Raw genomic sequence first — 20,511 nt, 5'->3', positions numbered from 1 at the left:
GGGGCCGGCGGGGCGAGCCGGGCGGAGCCCGCGAAGTCGGCCGCGCGCGGCTCTCCGGAGCCGGGCAGGCGGGACCAGAGCCGGACGCCGTCGCCGTCGGGCGAGGGGCCCACGCTCAGCGCGAGCGTCGTCGCCGGCAGACCGGTCGGCAGCGGCCCGGCGACCGGGCCGCCGCCGGACGCGCCGGTCCACATCAGGACCGAGCCCCGGGTGGCCGCGAAGGCGTAGGTCCGGCCCCGGGCGTCGGTCGCCGCCACCGGGTCCCCGTGCAGGTCCGCCCCGCCCAGGGACCGCCAAGGGCCCCAGGTGCCGCCGGGCGTCCGCTCGCGTCCGGCCAGCCGGTGGTCGCCGTCGCGCAGGAAGAGCGCGAGCCGCCCCGCGCCGTCCACGGCCACGGCGGGCGCGCTGATGTCCGGCGTCCGGTCGGCCTCGTCCCGCTTCCCGGGCGTGCCGAGCGAGCGCCACGCGCCGAAGCGGCCGCCCGGTGCGGTCTGCTCGACGGTGACGACCTCGCGGCGGTAGCCCGCCGGGCCGGCGAAGGAGGTCCGGGTGCCGAAGACCGCGATCCGCCCGTCCGGCAGGCGTACGGTCCCGACGCCGCCGTCCAGCCCGCCGCCGGGCAGCCGCTCCGGCCCGCGCCAGGAGCCGCCGGGCGCCCGGTGCCAGGTCGCGAGCCGCCCGTCCAGCACGCCGAAGGCCAGCAGCCCGCCGTCCTCGACCGGCTGGAGCCAGCCGGTCGAGGAGCCCCGCGCGTACCGCACGGTGCCCGTCCAGCCGCGTCCCTCCGGCCGGTCGGCCATCTTCAGGTCGCCGCAGCCCGCCGGGCTGCCGCAGTGGTCGACGCCGTCCAGCCACGCGTACGTCCGCAGGCTGCGCAGCTTCTCCCCGGCGGTGTGGTGGTCCAGGGCCTGCGGCAGTTCGGTGTTCGGGTAGCCCATGTAGCTCTGCACGCCGACCCGCGGGTGCCCGGGCCGCTCCGCCCACCGGTCGAGCGCCGCCTGCGCGAACCTCGCCCCGTACGCGTGGTCCTGGTGGTCCCGCAGCCGGCCCGTCCGGGCGTCCGTGCCGGGCGTCGGGTCCAGGGTGCGGACGAAGGTCGGCCGGAAGCGGTCGAGCAGCCCCGTCAGGGTGGCCACGACCTGCTCCTTCGAGTACGCGAAGTCGGCGCCGACCGGCGTCCCCGCGGCGCGCAGCGAGCCGAGCGCCGGTATGCGGCCGTGCCACAGGCCCCGCAGGCTGTGCGGCCGGTCGGCGGAGGGCGAGCCCGCCTCGCGCAGCTGGAGCCAGACGAGCCGCACCCCGGGGTGGCCCCGCAGGGTGTCCAGCTCGGCCGAGCCGCCGCCCGCCGTGGGGATCGCCGTGCGGTCCCAGGGGCTGGTGCGGTCGCCGGTGACCATCTCGGCGTACGCGGCGCGGATGCCGTTCTGCCGGGCCTCGGCGTACGCGGGCTTGTCCGGCGCGGTCACGGCGGCGAGACCGGGGCGGGCGTTGACGCCGTTCGCCTCGCCCGCCGTCAGGTAGACGGTGGTCAGCGGGGTGCGGTCGGCCAGCGACTGCGCGGTGTCCGGGTTCATGAAGTACAGGTCGTCGTCGGGGTGGGAGACGAACTGCACCACCGAGACCGGGGCGGGGGCCAGGTCCCGGGCGGACGCCTCGGCCCGGACGCGCGGTGCCCCCGGTGCCGTCTCCTCCTGGGCCGCCGTCGCCGTGAGCACGCCCGCGAGGGTGCCGCCGGTCAGCACGGCGGCCGTCGCCGCGGCCAGGACGGTCCGGCGGCGACGGAAGGGGCGTATGAGGCGGGTGGGACGGCGAAGGGACATGGCGCGGCAGGGCTCTCTACCTCGGGGGCGGGGTGCGCGTCGGCGGCGACGGCGCCGCGCGAGCCCGTCGGCGGAACGACGGTCGCGACGGGACGGCGACTCACATGGCTACAGGGCCGGGGCCGCCGACGGGTTCCGAAAACGGCCCGATGTGCCCGAGGTCACGTGTGATCCGTACCGGATCAGGGCAGGAGCGACGGCTTCCGGCGCCCCCGGACGCCCCCCCGCCCGGGCCGCCGGAGGACCGGGCGCGGCCCGCGGCCCGCGGCCCGCCTCCCCGCCGGGGGCTCGCCGTCCCCGTCCCGCCCGCCCGCGGCGGTCGCTGCGGATAGGCTCGACTGGTCGGGCGTGCGGCTGGAGGGAGCGGCGGAGATGACGGTGCCGGGGCGCAGGAGCAGTACGTTCTCACGGCTGCTGCGGCACGGGTTCACCGATCCGTCCGCCGCCGAGCGGCTGCTCGACCTGCCGGAGCTCGCGGCGCTCCGCGACGACCCCGTGCTGCTCGACGCGCTGGGCGCCACCGCCGACCCCGATCTGGCCCTGCGCGGCCTGGTCCGGCTGGCCGAGGCGCAGCCCGAGACCGAGCGGGGGACCTTCACCACCACCCTGCTGTCGGCCAAGCCCTTCCGGGACCGGCTGCTCGGCGTGCTGGGCGCCTCGGAGGCGCTCGCCGACCACCTCGTCCGGCACCCGAAGGACTGGGAGACCCTGGTCACCTACGAGGCGGTCGACCTGCACCCGGGGGTGACCGAGTTCGAGCACGGGCTCGCCGAGGCGACCGACCCGGTGGCACTGCGGGTCGCCTACCGCCGCTGCCTGCTGGGGATAGCGGCCCGTGACGTGTGCGGCACCACCGACGTCGCCCAGACGGCCGCCGAGCTGGCCGACCTGGCCACCGCCACCCTGCGGGCCGCGCTCGCCCTCGCCCGGGCGGCCGAACCCGCCGACGCGGCGCAGTGCCGGCTCTCCGTGATCGCCATGGGCAAGTGCGGCGGCCACGAGCTGAACTACGTCTCCGACGTCGACGTGATCTTCGTGGGCGAGCCGGCGGAGGGCGCCGACGAGGCCAAGGCGCTCCAGGCCGCCACCCGGCTCGCCTCCCACCTGATGCGGATCTGCTCCGAGACCACCGTCGAGGGCACCATCTGGCCGGTCGACGCCAACCTCCGCCCCGAGGGCCGCAACGGGCCGCTCGTCCGCACCCTCTCCTCCCACCTCGCCTACTACCAGCGCTGGGCGAAGACCTGGGAGTTCCAGGCCCTCCTCAAGGCGCGGCCGGTGGCCGGCGACCCCGAGCTGGGCAGCGCCTACGTCGACGCCGTCTCGCCGATGGTCTGGCAGGCCGCCGAGCGGGAGAACTTCGTCACCGACGTGCAGGCCATGCGCCGCCGGGTCGTCGACAACATCCCGGTCGACCGGGTCGACCGCGAGCTCAAGCTCGGCCCCGGCGGCCTGCGGGACGTCGAGTTCGCCGTCCAGCTCCTCCAGCTGGTGCACGGCCGCAGCGACGCCACCCTGCACAGCGGCTCCACCCTGGACGCGCTCGCCGCCCTCGCCGCCGGCGGCTACGTCGGCCGCGCCGACGCGGCCCAGCTCGACGAGGCGTACCGCTTCCTGCGCGCCATGGAGCACCGCATCCAGCTCTACCGGCTGCGCCGCACCCACCTCGTTCCCGAGGGCGAGGAGGACCTGCGCCGCCTCGGCCGCTCCCTCGGCCTGCGCACCGACCCGGTCGCCGCGCTGAACAAGGAGTGGAAGCGGCACGCCTCCGTCGTCCGCCGCCTGCACGAGAAGCTCTTCTACCGGCCGCTGCTCGACGCCGTCGCCCAGCTCGCCCCCGGCGAGACCCGGCTCAGCACCAAGGCGGCCGGCCAGCGCCTCGAAGCCCTCGGGTACGCCGACCCCGCCGCCGCCCTGCGCCACCTGGAGGCGCTGGCCTCCGGCGTCAGCCGCAAGGCCGCCATCCAGCGGACCCTGCTGCCGGTGCTGCTCGGCTGGTTCGCCGACTCCGCCGACCCGGACGCCGGCCTCCTCGGCTTCCGCCGGGTCTCCGACGCGCTGGGCAAGACCCCCTGGTACCTGCGGCTGCTGCGCGACGAGGGCGCCGCCGCCGAGAACCTCGCCCGGGTCCTCTCGGCCGGCCGGCTCGCCCCCGACCTGCTGCTCCGCGCCCCCGAGGCGGTCGCCATACTCGGCGACCCCGAGGGGCTGAAGCCGCGCGGCCGGGACCACCTGGAGCAGGAGGTCCTCGCCGCCGTGGGCCGCGCGGACGACGCCGAGCAGGCCGTCGCCGCCGCCCGCGGGGTGCGCCGCCGCGAGCTGTTCCGTACCGCCGCCGCCGACCTGATCGACTCGTACGGCACCGAGGACAGCCCCCGCACCTCCGACCCGGGCGCCCTCGTCGACCGGGTCGGCGAGGCCGTCACCGACCTCAACGCCGCCACGATCGCCGGCGCCCTGCGGGCCGCCGTGCGCGCCGAGTGGGGCGACGAACTCCCCACCCGTTTCGCGGTGATCGGCATGGGCCGCTTCGGCGGCCACGAGCTGGGCTACGGCTCCGACGCCGACGTCCTCTTCGTCCACGAGCCGCGCGAGGGCGTCGACGAGCAGGAGGCCGCCAGGGCGGCCGCCCGGGTCGTCACCGAGATGCGCCGGCTCCTCCAGGTGCCCACGACCGATCCGCCGCTGCTGATCGACGCGGACCTGCGCCCGGAGGGCAGGAGCGGCCCGCTGGTCCGCACCCTCGCCTCCTACGGCGCCTACTACCGGCGCTGGTCCCTGACCTGGGAGTCCCAGGCGCTGCTCCGGGCCGCGCCGATCGCCGGCGACCCGGACCTGGGCCGGCGGTTCATCGAGCTGATCGACCCGCTGCGCTACCCCGCCGAGGGCCTCGGCGAGGACGCGGTCCGCGAGATCCGCCGCCTCAAGGCCCGCATGGAGTCCGAGCGGCTGCCGCGCGGCGCGGATCCCACGCTCCACGCCAAGCTGGGCCGCGGCGGCCTCAGCGACGTCGAGTGGACCGTCCAGCTGCTCCAGATGCGGCACGGCTGGGCCGAGCCCGGCCTGCGCACCACCCGGACCCGGGCCGCGCTCTTCGCCGCCCACGCCGCCGGGCTGATCCCCACCGAGGAGGCGCAGACCCTGGACGAGGCGTGGGTGCTGGCCACCCGGGTGCGCAACGCCGTCATGCTCGTCCGCGGCCGCCCCGGCGACACCTTCCCCTCCGAGCCGCGCGAACTGGCCGCGGTGGGGCGCTACCTGGGCTACGCCCCCGGTCACGTCGGCGAGATGGTCGACGACTACCGCCGGATCACCCGGCGCGCCCGCGCGGTCGTCGACGAACTCTTCTACGGCGCCTGACGGTTGGGATGGGGCCCGGCGCCCTTCGCCGCGCCGGGCCCGGCCGGATACGATCGCGGCATGGCCCTGATCATGAGTGACGTGGACCGGTTCGAGGCGGCGCGGCCCCGGTTGGAGGCCATCGCCTACCGGATGCTGGGCTCGTCCGGCGAGGCCGAGGACGCCGTGCAGGAGACGTACCTCCGCTGGCAGGCCGCCGACACCGGCCGCATCGAGGTGCCCGAGGCGTGGCTCACCAAGGTCCTCACCAACTACTGCCTCAACCAGCTCACCTCGGCCAGGGCCCGGCGCGAGACCTACGTCGGCCAGTGGCTGCCCGAGCCGCTGCTCGCCGGCGACCCGATGCTCGGCCCCGCCGACACCGCCGAGCAGCGCGAGTCCGTGTCGTACGCCGTCCTCGTCCTGCTGGAGCGGCTCACCCCCAACGAGCGGGCCGTGTACGTGCTGCGCGAGGCGTTCGGCTACGCCCACCGGGAGGTCGCCGAGATCCTCGACATCGGCGAGGCGTCGGCCCAGCAGCTCTTCCACCGCGCCAAGAAGCACCTGGCGGAGGGCAGGGCCCGCACCGAGATCGACGAGGACGCCGCCCGCAGGATCGTCGAGGAGTTCCTGGCCGCCGCCACCAGCGGCCGTACCGAACCCCTCGTCCGGCTGCTCACCCAGGACGCCGCCGCCCTCGGCGACGGCGGCGGCAAGGTGCCCGCCCGGGCGAGCGCCTTCGAGGGCGCGCGGGCGGTGGCCACCTTCCTGCGCGGCCTGTTCAAGCCGAGCGACTCCAAGCGGGCCCTGGTCGGCGGCTCGCCCTCCTTCTACGCCTCCACCGCCAACGGCGAGCCCGCGATCGTCGCCCTCGTGGACGGCCGGGTCATCGGGATCACCTGCCTGGAGGTCACCGCCGAGGGCATCGTCGCCGTCCGCAGCCAGGTCAACCCGGACAAGCTGGACCGCGCCACCGCGCGCTGGGCCGCCGAGGGGCACGAGGAGGCCCCGCTGTTCTCCTTCTGACACCCCCCCCAACGGTGTGACGCAGGTCACTTTCGAATCCTGTCAGGAAACGCGGGGCCGTCCGGTTCAAGGTGCGAGACCACGCCGGAGAAACGGCGCGGACCCCGCCCAGACAGGAGCCCGGTCATGCAGCACCGCATCGTCGTCCTCGGAGCCGGCTACACCGGAGCCGTCGCAGCCGGCCGCCTCGCCAAGCGGCTGCACCGCGACGACGTCACCCTCACCCTCGTCAACCCCGAGGCCGACTTCGTCGAGCGCGTCCGCCTGCACCAGGTCGCGGCCGGCCAGGACCTCGCCCCCCGCCCCTTCGACCAGGTCTTCGCCGGCACCGGCGTCGAGCTCAAGCTCGCCCGGGTCGCCGCCGTCGACGTCGAGCGCAAGGCGGTCACCGTCGAGGGCGTCGCGGGCCGCGAGGAACTGGCCTACGACAGCCTCGTCTACGCCCTGGGCAGCGGCTGGAACCACGGCGGCGTCCCCGGTGTCGCCGAGCACGCCCACGAGGTCTCCTCCCGCCCCGGCGCCCTCCGGCTCCGCGAGCGGCTGGCCGCCCTGGAGGCCGGCCGGCCCGTGGTGGTGGTCGGCGGCGGTCTGACCGGCCTGGAGGCCGCGACCGAGATCGCCGAGGCCCGCCCCGACCTGGACGTGGCCCTGGTCGCCCGCGGCGCCTTCGGCGACTGGCTCTCGGAGAAGGGCCGCGGCCACCTGTGGAAGGTCGCGCGGCGGCTCGGCGTCACCGTCCACGAGCACGCGGCGGTCGCCGCCGTCGGCGCGGACCGGGTGACCACCGCCGCCGGCGACGACATCCCCGCCGACGTCACCGTCTGGACCACCGGCTTCGCCGTCCACCCCCTCGCCGAGGCCACCGGCCTGGAACTCGCCGCCGACGGACGGATCGCGGTCGACGCGACCATGCGCTCGGTCTCGCACCCCGACGTCTACGCCGTCGGCGACGCGGCGATGGCCCTCGGCCCGGGCGACAAGCCGCTGCGCATGTCCTGCGCCTCGGGCGTCCCGATGGCCTGGCAGGCCGCCGACGCCCTGGCCGCCCGGCTCACCGGCGCCGAGGTGCCCCGCGTCGGCATCCGGTACGCCCAGCAGTGCGTCTCGCTGGGGCGCGGGGAGGCGCTGATCCAGTTCGTCACCGCCGACGACCGGGCCAAGGAGAAGGCCCTCACCGGCCGCTTCGCCGCCCGCTACAAGGAGTTCATCTGCAAGGCGGCGGCCTGGGGCGTCGCCCACCCGACCCTGGGCCTGCCCACCCGCCGGCGGCGCGTGGTCCCGCAGGAGGCCCGGGAGGCCGTCCGTGCGGGGGCCGTCGCCTGAACGGCCCCGGCGGACCGCCGGAAGGCTCCCCTCCAAGATCGCGGGGCCGTAGGGTCGGAACCGGACGACGGGTCCCGGGCGAGACGGACGGAGCGTGGACGGATGAGGATCGCGGTACTGGGCACGGGCGAGGTCGGCCGGAGACTCGCCACCGCCTTCGCCGGGCTCGGCCACGAGGTCGGGCTCGGCTCCCGCACGGCGGACAACGCGGAGGCCGTGAAGTGGGCCGAGCGCCACCCGGGCGCGGCCCACGGCACCTTCGCCGACGTCGCCGCCCGCGCCGAACTGGTCGTCAACGCCACCGGCGGACTCGTCTCCCTCGCCGCCCTGGAGGCGGCCGGCGCCGAGAACCTGCGCGGCAAGGTGCTCGTCGACGTCTCCAACCCGCTCGACTTCTCCGCGGGCCTCCCGCCGAAGGTCGTCACCTTCGACGGCCTCAGCCTCGCCGAGCGGATCCAGGCCGCGTTCCCCGAAGCCCGGGTCGTGAAGACGCTGAACACCATGACCAACACGGTGATGGTCGAGCCCGGCCGGGTCCCCGGCGACCACGTCGTCTTCGTCGGCGGCGACGACGAGGACGCCAAGGCCGTCGTCACCGCACTGCTCGGCTCCCTCGGCTGGCCCGCCGCCCGGATCACCGACCTCGGCGACCTGACCAGCGCCCGCGCCACCGAACAGCTCATGCCGATCTGGCTGCGCCTCTACGGCGTCCTCGGCACCGGCGACTTCAACTTCGCTGTCTGCCGCGCCTCCTGATCATCCGTCAGCATGTCCCGCACATGCGCCAGATAGGCCGCGAGCGCCAGCTCGAAGGCGTGGTCGGCGCGGCCTTCGGGGGCCGCGCCGAGGGCCGCCGCGAGGAGCGGGGTGACCGTCTCGTCGGCCACCTCCCACATCGCCTCCGGCGCCGCCAGGTCGAGCGCGGAGCCCAGGACCAGGTTCTCCAGGCCGATGATCACCGGCATCACGTCCGGCAGCGCGAACCCCGCCTCCAGGAGCCGGGCGACGGCCCGCTCGTACTGGAGGAGCACCATCGGCGCCCGCACCGGTGAGGTCATGAGCAGCGGGATCGCGCGGGGGTGGGCGGCGAAGGCGGCCCGGTAGGAACGCGCCCAGCCGGCCATCCCGGCCTCCCAGGTGCCCCGCGCGAGCGCCTCCGTGTCGATGCCGGAGGCCACCCGCTCCCGCATCAGCTCGATGATCCCGTCCCGCCCGTCCACGTGGTGGTAGACGGAGGCGGTCTGCACCCCGAGCCGCTTCGCGATCTGCGGCACGCTGAGATCGCCCAGCTCGTCGACGACCGCGAGCGCCGTGGTGGTGATCCGCTCCCGGTCGAGGAGGGGTCTGCGCGGCCGGCCCATGCGAGGTCACTCCCTGTCCATGTTCCCGTCGGGTCTTCCCCCGCGGTCGAAGCCGAGGTTACATTGCGGCAACCGAAAGCCTTTAGGTTTCCGTCTCCCCGCGGAACCCCCTGCCACGGAAGGGCTTCCTCCCGCATGCCCGGAACCACCCCCGACCGGCCGCCAGGACTGCGCACCGGCACCCTCACCACCAGCGACATCACCTTCTTCGTCGTCTCCGCCGCCGCCCCGCTCACCGTCATGGCCGGCGTCGCCCCCGTCGCCATCCTGCTCGGCGGCATCGGCGCCCCCGTCGGCTACCTCCTGGCCGGCCTCACCCTCACCGTCTTCGCCGTCGGCTTCACCACCATGAGCCGCCACGTCCGCTCCGGCGGCGCCTTCTACGCGTACATCACCCGCGGCCTCGGCGTCCCCCTCGGCCTCGCCGCCGCCCTCGTCGCCATGCTCGGCTACAACGGCATGGAGATCGGCGTCTACGGCCTCCTCGGCTCCGCCACCTCCGACACCGCCGCCGCCTTCGGGCTCGACGTCCCCTGGCTGCCCGTCTCCCTCGCCGGCCTGCTGCTCATCTGGTACGGCGGCTACCGCTCGATCGACTTCGGCGCCAAGGTCCTCGGCGTCCTGCTCGTCGCCGAGACCGGCATCCTCGTCCTCCTCGCCGGCGGCGTCCTCCTCGACGGCGGCGCCGACGGCCTCTCGGTCGCCGGACTCGCCCCCGCCCACGTCCTCACCGGCGGCACCGCAGCCGTCCTGGCCTGCGCCTTCGCCGCCTTCACCGGCTTCGAGTCCACCGTCATCTACCGCCGCGAGGCCCGCGACCCGGACCGCACCGTCCCCCGCGCCACCTACCTCGCGGTCGCCTTCCTCGGCCTCTTCTACGCCTTCGTCGTCTGGACCGTCATCCAGGCGTTCGGCGAGGACGAGGTCGTCCGGGCGGCGGCCGACGACCCCGGCGGCCTCTTCTTCGCCGCCATCACCACCTACGTCGGAGCCTGGGCCGCCGACCTGATGCACGTCCTCATCGTCACCAGCGTCCTCGCCTCCCTGCTCGCCTTCCACAACGCCATCAACCGCTACACCCTCGCCCTCGCCGAGGAGGGCGTCCTGCCGGAGGCCCTCGGCCGGATCCACCCCCGCCACCGCTCCCCGTACCTCGCCGGGGCCGCGCAGACCGTGCTCGGCGCCGTCGTCGTCCTCGCCTTCGCGCTCGCCGGCGCCGACCCGTACCAGCAGCTGCTGCTCTGGGTGAACACCCCCGGCATGCTGGGCCTGATGTTCCTCCAGCTGCTCGCCGCGCTCGCCGTGCCCTGCTTCTTCCGCCGGATCCCGCACCAGGAGGGCGTCTGGCGCACCCTGGTCGCGCCGATCACCGCCTTCGTCCTGCTCGCCGCGGCGATCGTCCTGGTCACCGCCAACATCGAGCTGTTCACGGCGGCCTCCACCACCGTCAACACCGCCCTCGTCGCCCTCGTCCCCGCCGTCTTCGTCCTCGGCCTGCTGCTCGCGCGCCGTCTGCGCCGCACCCGCCCCGAGGTCTACGCCCGCTTCGCCGCCGAACCCGCCCCGCAAGGAGAAGAGCCCCCGTGTCCGCAGCCGCCGACCTCGTCCTCGTCAACGCCCGCGTCCGCGACCCCGGACTCACCGGCCACACCGCTGTCGCCGTCCGTGGCGGACTGATCGCCGCCGTCGGCTCCACGGCCGACGCCCGCGACTGGACCGGCCCCGGCACCGAGACCGTCGACCTGGCCGGCGCCACCCTCGTCCCCGGCCTCACCGACTCCCACAGCCACCCCGTCTGGGGCCTGGAGATGTCCTCCGGCACCGACCTCTCCGCCGTCACCGACCTCGAAGGACTCCGCGCCGCGCTCCGCGCCGCCGAGCGCCGCGAGGGCTGGGTCCTCGGCTTCGGCCTCGACCACAACGTCTTCGGCGGCCGCCCGATCCACCACGGGCTGATCGAGGAGGCCCTGGCCGGCGCCCCCGCCTTCCTCCGCCTCTACGACGGCCACTCCGCGCTCGCGAGCGCCGCCGCGCTCACGGCCGCCGGCATCGACGGGCCGCGCGCCTTCACCCAGCGCTCCGAGATCGTCTGCGACACCGACGGGCGCCCCACCGGGCACCTCAACGAGCACGCCGCCATGGACCTGATGACCCCGGTCCTGCCCGTCACCCCCTACGCCGAGCGCCGCGACCGGCTCGTCGCCCTGCTCTCCGCGATGGCCGCCACCGGCCTCACCGCCGCCCACGTCATGGACCTCGGCGGCCACGACGTCCCCGGCCTGCTCGCCGCGATCGAGGAGGACGGCGACCTGCCGGTCCGCCTCCGCCTCGCGCCCTGGTGCATGCCCGGCGCCACGGACGAGGAGCTGGACGCCCTGGTGCGGCTCCAGGAGCGGGCCGGCCGGAACTGGCGGATCGGCGGCGTGAAGTTCTTCATGGACGGCACCGTCGAGGGCGGCACCGCCTGGCTGGAGCACGCCGACTGCCACGGCCAGGGCACCGACGCCTTCTGGCCCGACCCCGAGGCGTACTCCGCCGCCGTCCGCCGCCTCCACCGGGCCGGCGTCGGCACCGCCACCCACGCCATCGGCGACGCCGCCGTCCGCCACGTCCTGGACACCGTCGAGACCCTCGGCGCGGGCGGCCCCCGCCACCGGATCGAGCACATCGAGACCGTCCCCGACGACCAGCTCGGCCGCTTCGCCGCCCTCGGCGTCGCCGCCTCGATGCAGCCCCCGCACACCGCGTACACCCGCGCCGACCACACCGACCAGTGGTCCCTGCGGCTCGGCGAGGAGCGCGCCGCGCGCGCCTGGCGCTGCCGCGACCTGCGCGAGGCCGGCGCCCACCTGGCGCTCGGCTCGGACTGGCCGATCGCCCACTACGACGCCCGCGAGGTCCTCGCCACCGCCCGCGCCCCGCGCGGCGCCGCCTCGGCCCGGCACGGCCTCACCGGCCTGATGGCCCTGGAGGGCATGACCACCCACGCCGCCCACGCGGCGGGGGAGGAGGCGCTGACCGGCCGGATCGCCCCGGGCCTGCGCGCCGACCTGACCGCGCTGGCCCTGGATCCGACGGAGGCCCCCGCCGACGAAACGGCGGAGGCCCCGGTGGTGCTCACGGTCGGCGGCGGCGGGATCACCTTCCGGAGCTGACGCGCTCCTCCTGGTCCGCGTCCCGCCCGGCGTCCGTCCCCCGCGTCACGGGGGCGGGCGCCTCGGGCTCGACGGCGACCAGCGGCTCCACCCGCTTCGAGAGGCGGTGGGGCCAGGTGCCGTACCAGAAGTAGGCGACGAGGAAGCCGAAGGCGAGGCAGATCATGCCGCCGACGGCGTCCATCCAGAAGTGGTTGGCGGTCGCGACGATCACGACGAGGGTGGCCGCCGGGTAGAGCAGACCCAGGATCCGGGCCCAGGGCGCCTTCGCCAGGAAGAAGATGGTCAGCCCGCACCACAGCGACCAGCCGATGTGCATCGACGGCATCGCCGCGTACTGGTTCGACATGTGCTTGAGGTCGCCCGAGGCCATCGAGCCCCAGGTGTGGTGCACCAGGACCGTGTCGATGAAGTCCTTGCTCTCCATCAGCCGGGGCGGCGCGAGCGGGTACAGGTAGTAACCGACCAGGGCCACGGCGGTGGTGGCGAAGAGGACGGTACGGAACGCGGCGTAACGGCCCGGTTGCCATCGGTACAGCCACACGAGCACACCGATGGTGACGATGAAGTGCAGCGTCGCGTAGTAGTAGTTCATCGACACGATGAGCCAGGTCACCGAGTTCACGGCGTGGTTGACCGCGTGCTCGAAGGCGAGGCCGAGGGACTCCTCGGTCCGCCAGATCCAGTCCGCGTTCCGCAGCGCCTCGGCCTTCTGCTCCGGCACCGCGTTGCGGATCAGCGAGTACACCCAGTAACTGACGCCGATCAGCAGCAGTTCGAACCAGATGCGGGGCCGCCGGGGCGTGCGGGCACGCAGCCACGCCCACCGCCCGTCGGCCACGATGGGTGACGACGGGGTCGTCCGGTCGTCCAAACTCTTCACGGTCGTTTCACCCATAGGCAGAGAGTTTGCCAGATCCACGCCCCCCGACCGATCATCCCTCGGTCGGGTGTGCGGCGCACCCTCTCCCTCTCAGGTACTAGGCGGCGGGAGGGGCCGAGGCCGTCGAGCCCCGGACGACCAGCTCCGGCATGAAGACGAACTCCGAGTGCGGGGCCGGGGTGCCGCCGACCTCCTCCAGGAGGGCGCGGACCGCCGCCTGTCCCATCGCCTGCACGGGCTGCCGGATGGTGGTGAGCGGCGGATCGGTGAAGGCTATGAGCGGGGAGTCGTCGAAGCCGACGACGGAGACGTCCTTCGGCACGTTCAACCCCTGCTGCCGGGCCGCGCGGATCGCGCCGAGCGCCATCATGTCGGAGGCGCAGACGATCGCGGTGCAGCCCCGGGCGATCAGCGCGGTGGTCGCCGCCTGTCCGCCCTCCAGGGTGTAGAGGGAGTGCTGGATCAGTTCCTCGGACTGTTCCGGGGTGAGCCCGAGACGGTCCCGCATCCCCTTCTGGAAGCCCTCTATCTTGCGGAGCACCGGCACGAAGCGCTTCGGTCCGACGGCCAGCCCGATCCGGGTGTGGCCGAGGGCGGCGAGGTGGGTGACCGCCAGCTGCATCGCGGCCCGGTCGTCGGGGGAGACGAAGGGCGCCTGCACCTTGGGGGAGAAGCCGTTGATGAGGACGTACGGGACGCCCTTGCCGCGCAGCTGGTCGTAGCGGGAGGTGTCCGCCGTGGTGTCCGCGTGCAGACCGGAGACGAAGATGATGCCGGCCACCCCGCGCTCCACCAGCATGTCGGTCAGCTCGTCCTCGGTGGACCCGCCGGGGGTCTGGGTGGCGAGCACCGGGGTGTAGCCCTGCCGGGTCAGCGCCTGTCCGATGACCTGCGCGAGGGCCGGGAAGATGGGGTTGTCCAGTTCGGGGGTGATCAGCCCGACCAGGCCCGCGCTGCGCTGGCGCAGCCGTACCGGACGCTCGTAGCCGAGCACGTCGAGGGCGGCAAGGACGGATTCACGGGTGGCCGTGGCCACACCGGGCTTGCCGTTGAGCACGCGGCTGACTGTGGCTTCACTGACCCCCGCCTGGGCTGCGATGTCGGCAAGCCGCGCGGTCATGAGAGTGGACTGTACCGGTCACAGCGCGTATTGCCCACCGGTTGCCCACGAGTGCGGCCGACACCGCCGCCGGCGCGGAGGCTCGCAAGACCGCTCGCAAGGTCTTGCAGTTCTTGCGGTGTGATGCAGGAGGCGGCTGTTGCGGAATGCCTCGTTCCACCCTGGCGGGGCGGCCTCGCCGCGGGGGACATCACGGACTTAGGGGCGGAAGGTGTACCTCCGCGCCCCTGTCAAGCGGCCTGACAGCAACCTTCGGGACACGCGGATGTAACGATCCCCGGTTCTTGCAGAAATCTGCCGCAAGGTCTTTCGGCTCGTTTTCATCCCTGTTACGTTCCTGGCAACCCGGAGCGCCGCGAGGGAGCGGTCGCAATGAGGAAGGTTCCAGCCCCTCGTCTCCCCGGGATCATGTTGAAGGAGTTCACATGCGGCGTGGCATAGCGGCCACCGCGCTGGTCGCGGCCCTGGGCGTCACCCTGGCGGCGTGCGGCGGGAGCGACAGCGGTTCCGACGGCGGCTCGAAGAGCTCGGGCGAGCTCTCCGGCACCGTGACGTGGTGGGACACCTCCACCGTCGGCTCCGAGGACAAGGTCTTCAAGAAGCTGGCCGAGGACTTCACCAAGAAGCACCCGAAGGTCACGGTCAAGTACGTGAACGTGCCCTTCGGCGAGGCGCAGAACAAGTTCAAGAACGCCGCGCAGTCCGGCTCCGGCGCCCCCGACGTGATCCGCTCCGAGGTCGCCTGGACCCCCGAGTTCGCCGACCTCGGCTACCTCGCCCCGCTGGACGGCACCGCCGCGCTGAAGGACCAGGGCGACTTCCTGGAGCAGGCCGCCGCCTCCACCAAGTACAACGGCAAGACCTACGCCGTGCCGCAGGTCATCGACTCCATGGGCGTCTTCTACAACAAGAAGATCTTCAAGGAGGCCGGTGTCGAGGTCCCGAAGAACATCGCCGAGCTGAAGACCGTCTCCGCCACGATCAAGGAGAAGACCGGCAAGACCGGCCTGTACCTCCGCGGCGACGACCCGTACTGGTTCCTCTCCTTCCTGTACGGCGAGGGCGGCGACCTCGTCGACGCCGAGAACAAGACGGTCACCTTCGACAACGAGGCCGGCGTCAAGGCCTTCAAGACCGTCAAGGACCTCGTCGACTCCAAGGCCGCGATCACCGACGCGACCAACGGCTGGGACAACATGCAGGCCGCCTTCAAGGACGGCAAGGTCGCCATGATGATCAATGGCCCGTGGGCCGTCGCCGACACCTACGCGGGCAAGGAGTTCGCCGACAAGGCGAACCTCGGCATCGCCCCGGTCCCGGCCGGCTCCGCCGGCCAGGGCGCCCCGCAGGGCGGCCACAACCTCGCCGTCTACGCCGGCTCCAAGAACCTGGACGCCTCCTACGCCTTCGCCGAGTACATGACCTCGGCCGAGAGCCAGGCGACGATCGCGCAGCAGCTCAGCCTGCTGCCGACCCGCCAGTCGGCGTACCTCCAGAAGGACGTCGCCAAGAGCGAGATGATCGGCTTCTTCAAGCCGGTCGTCGACAAGGCCGTCGAGCGCCCGTGGATCCCCGAGGGCGGCAGCCTCTTCGAGCCCGTCAAGGTCGAGTACACCAAGGTCCTCACGGGCCAGACCACCCCGGAGCAGGGAGCGAAGGCGGTCGGCGACGCCTACCGCAAGCTCCTGAAGGACTGGAAGTAAGAGGAAGGCTGACCGGCTGATGGCTGTGGACACCCCCAGCCAGTCGATGGCGAAGGCCGCGGGCGACGTCGCCCGCGGCCGGAGCCGCGGGACTGGCCCGAAGCGGAGGGCGCCGAAGCGCTCCCTCGCCACCCACTGGTACGCCTGGGCCATGGTGGCCCCGGTCGTGATCGTGATCACCGTGATCATCGGCTATCCGCTGGTCCGCGGCATCTACCTGTCCCTCACCGACGCCACCGAGCGCAACGTCGCGCGCACCATCGGCGTCAACGAGATCCCGGCCTCCTACGAGTTCGTCGGCCTGGACAACTACAAGGACGCCCTCACCGGCAGCCAGTTCCTCTCCACCCTGGGGTGGACGGTCGTCTGGACCGTCTCCTGCGTGGCGATCACCTTCGCCCTCGGCCTGGTCTTCGCCAACATCCTCAACCGCAAGTTCGCCGGCCGCTCCGTCTACCGGATGCTGCTGATCCTGCCCTGGGCGATCCCCGGCTTCGTCTCCGTCTTCGCCTGGCGCTTCCTCTACGACGAGCGCCGCGGCATGCTCAACCAGATCCTCACCGGCGCCGGCCTCGACGGCGTCCCGTGGCTGAACGACCCCACCTGGGCCAAGTTCGCGGTCATCGCCGTCAACGTCTGGCTCGGCGTGCCCTTCATGATGGTGGCCCTCCTCGGCGGCCTCCAGTCCATCCCCGGCGAGCTGTACGAGGCCGCCGAGATGGACGGCGCCAGTGCCTGGCAGCGCTTCCGGCACATCACCATGCCGGGGCTCCGGTCGGTCTCCACCACCGTGATCCTGCTCTCCACGATCTGGACCTTCAACATGTTCCCGGTGATCTTCCTGCTCACCGGCGGCGGACCCGGCGAGGCGACCCAGATCCTCGTCACCCAGGCGTACAAGTTCTCCTTCGAGATCAGCCCGCGCGACTTCGCCCAGTCGTCCACGTGGGGCGTCCTCATCCTGGTGCTCCTGATGATCTTCGCCGCGATCTACCAGCGAGTCCTCCGCAAGCAGGGAGAAGCCTGGTGACCACCACGACCCCGACCCCCGGGCAGCGGCTCAACGCGCCGATCCGCGGCCGCCGCTCGCCGCTCGCCTCGGTGGCGCTGCACCTCACCCTGATCGTCGCCTCCGTGATCGCCGTCTTCCCGGTGCTGTGGGTCCTGCTGACCTCGCTCAAGCCCGCGAAGTACGCGACCACCACGGACTTCTTCAAGGAGACGACGTTCGAGAACTACACGAACCTGCTGAGGGACACCCCGTTCCTCACCTGGTTCGGGAACTCGCTCCTCGTCGCCGGACTCACCACCGTCATCGGCGTGTTCATCTCCGCCACCACCGGCTACGCGGTCAGCCGCTTCCGCTTCCCCGGCAAGCGCGGCCTGATGTGGACCCTGCTCATCACGCAGATGTTCCCGGTCGCCGTCCTCATCGTGCCGATCTACAACATCATGGCGACGCTGGGGCTGCTCAACCAGTCGGCCGGCCTGGTCATCACCTACCTGACCATCGCCGTCCCGTTCTGCGCCTGGATGATGAAGGGCTTCTTCGACGGCATCCCGCGCGAGATCGACGAGTCGGGGTACGTCGACGGCCTCACCCCCTTCGGCACCTTCTGGCGGCTGATCCTGCCGCTCGCCAAGCCGGGCATCGCGGTGACCGCCTTCTACTCCTTCATCACCGCCTGGGGCGAGGTCGCCTACGCCTCCGCCTTCATGGTCGGCGACGAGCACCTGACGCTCGCCGGCGGTCTGCAGAAGTTCGTCAACCAGTACGGGGCCCAGTGGGGTCCGATGACGGCGGCCTCCGTCCTCATCGCCATCCCCGCGGCCCTGGTGTTCCTCTTCGCCCAGCGCCACCTCGTCACCGGCATGTCCGCCGGTGCCGTCAAGGGCTGACGGCCCTGAACGCCGAACCCGTACGCCCCTCCTTACCTCCCAGGGAAGACATGACCCAGCATCTCGCCACCGCCGCCGCCGACGCCCCGACCACCGGCACCGACACGGGCTGGTGGAGAGACGCGGTGATCTACCAGGTCTACCCGCGCAGCTTCGCCGACGGCAACGGCGACGGCATGGGCGACCTGGTGGGCATCCGCGGCCGGCTGCCGTACCTCAAGGAGCTCGGCGTCGACGCCGTGTGGCTCTCCCCCTTCTACGCCTCCCCGCAGGCGGACGCCGGCTACGACGTCGCCGACTACCGGGCCATCGACCCGATGTTCGGCTCGCTGCTCGACGCCGACGCCCTGATCCGCGAGGCCCACGACCTGGGCCTGCGCATCATCGTGGACCTGGTCCCCAACCACTCCTCGGACCAGCACGAGTGGTTCCAGCGCGCCCTGCGCGAGGGCCCCGGCTCCCCGCTGCGCGAGCGCTACCACTTCCGCCCGGGCAAGGGGGAGGACGGCGAGCTCCCGCCGAACGACTGGGAGTCCATCTTCGGCGGCCCCGCCTGGACCCGGGTCGAGGACGGGGAGTGGTACCTCCACCTCTTCGCCCCCGAGCAGCCCGACTTCAACTGGGACCACCCGGCCGTCCGCGACGAGTTCCGCTCGATCCTGCGCTTCTGGCTCGACATGGGCGTCGACGGCTTCCGCGTCGACGTCGCCCACGGCCTGGTCAAGGCCCCCGGCCTGCCCGACATCGGCGCCCACGACCAGCTGAAGCTGCTCGGCAACGACGTCATGCCCTTCTTCGACCAGGACGGCGTCCACGAGGTCTACCGCTCCTGGCGGCAGATCCTCGCCGAGTACGACGGACAGCGCGTCCTCGTCGCCGAGGCGTGGACCCCCACCGTCGAGCGCACCGCCAACTACGTGCGCCCCGACGAGATGCACCAGGCGTTCAACTTCCAGTACCTGGGCACCCACTGGGACGCCGCCGAGCTGCGCGCCGTCATCGACGCCTCGCTGGAGGCGATGCGCCCGGTCGGCGCCCCCACCACCTGGGTGCTCTCCAACCACGACGTCACCCGGCACGCCACCCGCTTCGCCAACCCGGCGGGCCTCGGCACCCAGCTGCGCACCGCCGGCGACCGCGAGCTGGGCCTGCGCCGGGCCCGCGCCGCGACCCTGCTGATGCTGGCGCTGCCCGGCTCCGCCTACGTGTACCAGGGCGAGGAGCTGGGCCTGCCGGACGTCACCGACCTGCCCGACGAGGTGCGCCAGGACCCGTCCTTCTTCCGCGCCAGCGGCCAGGACGGCTACCGCGACGGCTGCCGGGTGCCGATCCCGTGGACCGCCGAGGGCTCATCGTACGGCTTCGGCTCCGGCGGCTCCTGGCTGCCGCAGCCCGCGACCTGGGGCGCGCTGAGCGTCGAGGCGCAGACCGGCGACCCCGGCTCCACCCTGGAGCTGTACCGCAGCGCGCTCGCCGTCCGGCGCGAGCGCCCCGAGCTCGGTGCGGGCGAGGCCGTGGAGTGGCTGGAGGCACCCGAGGGTGTGCTCTCCTTCCGCCGCGACGGCTTCGTCTGCACCGCCAACACCACCGGCCGGGCCATCTCCGTCCCGCTGCCCGGCCGGTATCTCCTCTCCAACGAGGACGTCAGGATCGTGGACGACACCGCAGAGGTGCCGGCCGACACCACCGTCTGGTGGGCGGTGTGACGATTCCCCCGCCGCGGGGCACCGGCAACGGTGCCCCGCGGCTCGCGGACATCGCGGCCCAGTCCGGCGTCAGCGAGGCCACCGTCAGCCGGGTCCTCAACGGCAAGGCGGGGGTGGCCGGCGCGACCCGGCACAAGGTGCTCGCGGCGCTCGACGTGCTCGGCTACGAGCGTCCCGTACGGCTCAAACGCCGCAGCGCGGGCCTCGTCGGGCTCGTGGTGCCCGAGCTGACCAACCCGATCTTCCCGGCCTTCGCGCAGGTCGTCGAACAGGTCCTGGCCGGGCACGGCTACACCCCGGTGCTCTGCACCCAGATGCCCGGCGGCGCCACCGAGGACGAGCTGGTCGACCAGCTGGTGGAGCGCGGGGTGGCCGGCATCGTCTTCCTCTCCGGGCTGCACGCGGACGCCACCGCCGACCCGGCGCGGTACGCCCGGCTGACCGAGCGGGGGGTGCCGTACGTCCTCATCAACGGCTACCACGAGCGGATCGACGCCACCTTCGTCTCGCCGGACGACCGGGCCGCGGCGCGGATGGCCGTGCGGCACCTGGCCGAGCTGGGCCACGAGCGGATCGGCCTCGCCATCGGCCCGACCCGCTACGTGCCCTCGCGCCGCAAGGCGGAGGGCTTCGCCGCCGAGCTGTACGAGATGCTGGGCGTGGAGCGGGCCGAGGCCGAACGCTTCGTGCGGCCCACGCTGTTCGGCGTCGAGGGCGGGCACGCCGCCGCCGAGATCCTGCTCGACGAGGGCTGCACCGGCATCGTCTGCGGCTCCGACCTGATGGCGCTCGGCGTCGTCCGGGCGGCCCGTGCCCGGGGCCTCGACGTGCCCCGGGACGTCTCCGTCGTCGGCTTCGACGACTCCCCGCTGATCGCCTTCACCGACCCGCCGCTGACCACCGTGCGCCAGCCCGTGCAGGCCATGGCGACGGCGGCCGTCGGCGCGCTCCTGGAGGAGATCGAGGGCAATCCGGTGCAGCGCACCGAGTTCGTCTTCCAGCCCGAGCTGGTCGTGCGCGGGTCCACCGCGCAGCCTCCGCACGCGGCGCCGTAACTCCTTGCGCAATCCCTTGCGAAGGGCGTGCCGGAAGTATTGACCGCACGCCTGTACGCCCCTACGGTCGCGGCTGAAAAGAGTTGCTGAAGCTTTCGGCAACTTCTTGCGAACCGCTCTT

At 73.4% G+C, this 20,511-nt stretch carries 15 protein-coding genes; 11 read left to right on the top strand and 4 right to left on the bottom strand.

Going from position 1 to position 20,511, the window contains the following annotated elements; all coding sequences use genetic code 11:
* Positions 1-1,820 (bottom strand): PIG-L family deacetylase (locus IE321_RS29645; protein ID WP_190225161.1); only part of this gene is annotated, 1,820 nt, incomplete at its 3' end.
* Positions 1,821-2,192: 372 nt separating this feature from the next.
* Between IE321_RS29645 and IE321_RS29640 the strand changes: the two genes are divergently transcribed.
* From IE321_RS29640 to IE321_RS29625, 4 genes are all read left to right on the top strand, one after another.
* Positions 2,193-5,180 (top strand): bifunctional [glutamine synthetase] adenylyltransferase/[glutamine synthetase]-adenylyl-L-tyrosine phosphorylase, encoded by a 2,988-nt coding sequence (locus tag IE321_RS29640; RefSeq protein ID WP_190225163.1) that lies wholly within the window; start codon positions 2,193-2,195, stop codon positions 5,178-5,180.
* 60 nt (positions 5,181-5,240) lie between these two features.
* Positions 5,241-6,185: an RNA polymerase sigma factor SigJ gene (gene sigJ, locus IE321_RS29635; RefSeq protein WP_043229046.1), complete on the top strand. Its 945-nt coding sequence runs from the start codon at positions 5,241-5,243 to the stop codon at positions 6,183-6,185.
* 126 nt (positions 6,186-6,311) lie between these two features.
* Positions 6,312-7,508, top strand: a complete 1,197-nt coding sequence (locus IE321_RS29630; protein ID WP_190225160.1) for an NAD(P)/FAD-dependent oxidoreductase — start codon at positions 6,312-6,314, stop codon at positions 7,506-7,508.
* A gap of 102 nt (positions 7,509-7,610) precedes the next feature.
* Positions 7,611-8,264, top strand: coding sequence for an NADPH-dependent F420 reductase (locus tag IE321_RS29625; RefSeq protein WP_190225159.1), 654 nt, complete (start codon positions 7,611-7,613; stop codon positions 8,262-8,264).
* On the opposite strand, the gene IE321_RS29620 is transcribed toward IE321_RS29625, so the two are convergent.
* Positions 8,210-8,869, bottom strand: a complete 660-nt coding sequence (locus IE321_RS29620) for a TetR/AcrR family transcriptional regulator (protein ID WP_190225158.1) — start codon at positions 8,867-8,869, stop codon at positions 8,210-8,212. The genes IE321_RS29625 and IE321_RS29620 overlap by 55 nt on opposite strands.
* 135 nt (positions 8,870-9,004) lie before the next feature.
* Here IE321_RS29620 and IE321_RS29615 point away from each other — a divergent pair, with 135 nt between their 5' ends.
* The gene (locus tag IE321_RS29615) at positions 9,005-10,546 is read left to right on the top strand and encodes an APC family permease (protein ID WP_190225157.1); all 1,542 of its coding nucleotides are present in this window, start codon (positions 9,005-9,007) and stop codon (positions 10,544-10,546) included.
* Positions 10,453-12,024, top strand: a complete 1,572-nt coding sequence (locus IE321_RS29610) for an amidohydrolase (RefSeq protein ID WP_190225156.1) — start codon at positions 10,453-10,455, stop codon at positions 12,022-12,024. Before IE321_RS29615 ends, IE321_RS29610 begins: the two co-directional genes overlap by 94 nt.
* Here the strand turns inward: IE321_RS29610 and IE321_RS29605 are convergent.
* Positions 12,008-12,922, bottom strand: a complete 915-nt coding sequence (locus IE321_RS29605; RefSeq protein ID WP_190225155.1) for a phosphatase PAP2 family protein — start codon at positions 12,920-12,922, stop codon at positions 12,008-12,010. The genes IE321_RS29610 and IE321_RS29605 overlap by 17 nt on opposite strands.
* An 82-nt stretch (positions 12,923-13,004) precedes the next feature.
* Positions 13,005-14,027, bottom strand: coding sequence for a LacI family DNA-binding transcriptional regulator (locus IE321_RS29600; protein ID WP_043229053.1), 1,023 nt, complete (start codon positions 14,025-14,027; stop codon positions 13,005-13,007).
* Positions 14,028-14,452: 425 nt separating this feature from the next.
* On the opposite strand from IE321_RS29600, the gene IE321_RS29595 reads away from it, so the two are divergent.
* From IE321_RS29595 to IE321_RS29575, 5 genes are read left to right on the top strand one after another with little or no spacing between them, the layout of a single operon-like run.
* The gene (locus tag IE321_RS29595) at positions 14,453-15,730 is read left to right on the top strand and encodes an extracellular solute-binding protein (protein ID WP_043229055.1); all 1,278 of its coding nucleotides are present in this window, start codon (positions 14,453-14,455) and stop codon (positions 15,728-15,730) included.
* A 19-nt stretch (positions 15,731-15,749) separates the two neighbouring features.
* The gene (locus tag IE321_RS29590) at positions 15,750-16,760 is read left to right on the top strand and encodes a carbohydrate ABC transporter permease (protein ID WP_043229057.1); all 1,011 of its coding nucleotides are present in this window, start codon (positions 15,750-15,752) and stop codon (positions 16,758-16,760) included.
* Positions 16,757-17,629, top strand: a complete 873-nt coding sequence (locus tag IE321_RS29585; RefSeq protein WP_043229059.1) for a sugar ABC transporter permease — start codon at positions 16,757-16,759, stop codon at positions 17,627-17,629. The genes IE321_RS29590 and IE321_RS29585 overlap by 4 nt, the downstream gene beginning before the upstream one ends.
* A 50-nt stretch (positions 17,630-17,679) precedes the next feature.
* The gene (locus tag IE321_RS29580; protein WP_190225154.1) at positions 17,680-19,335 is read left to right on the top strand and encodes a glycoside hydrolase family 13 protein; all 1,656 of its coding nucleotides are present in this window, start codon (positions 17,680-17,682) and stop codon (positions 19,333-19,335) included.
* Positions 19,323-20,390, top strand: coding sequence for a LacI family DNA-binding transcriptional regulator (locus IE321_RS29575; RefSeq protein WP_043229063.1), 1,068 nt, complete (start codon positions 19,323-19,325; stop codon positions 20,388-20,390). The genes IE321_RS29580 and IE321_RS29575 overlap by 13 nt, the downstream gene beginning before the upstream one ends.
* Positions 20,391-20,511: the final 121 nt, after the last annotated feature.

The sequence above is a fragment of the Streptomyces hydrogenans genome (genome assembly GCF_014656075.1).
Taxonomy (GTDB): Bacteria; Actinomycetota; Actinomycetes; order Streptomycetales; family Streptomycetaceae; genus Streptomyces; species Streptomyces hydrogenans.
This window is presented reverse-complemented; position numbering and strand designations above follow the sequence as displayed.